The sequence below is a fragment of the Planococcus sp. RAB007_Raresut genome (assembly GCF_057369535.1).
The window spans coordinates 1-237 of record NZ_JBXYIF010000270.1; the positions used below are offsets into that span (position 1 = coordinate 1).

1 protein-coding gene is annotated in these 237 nt (G+C 52.3%); it reads left to right on the forward strand.

Annotated elements, in window-relative coordinates; translation table 11 throughout:
* Positions 1 to 237: GTPase (locus tag AC2Q9J_RS18505; RefSeq protein ID WP_499042198.1), on the forward strand; the 237-nt coding region annotated here is incomplete at both ends.

Here is a 237-nt window from a genome sequence, read left to right on the forward strand (position 1 = left end):
TCAAACATTGCGGCTACGACTTGTGATGCGATTGATACACCGTTCACACGTGACGGACAAGAGTATGTCATCATCGATACGGCAGGTATGCGTAAACGCGGGAAAGTATATGAATCAACAGAGCGCTACAGTGGCATGCGCGCACAAAAGGCGATTGAACGCCCAAACGTGGTTCTCGTCGTCCTCGACGGGGAAGAAGGAATCATCGAGCAAGACAAGCGTGTGGCTGGTCTCGCG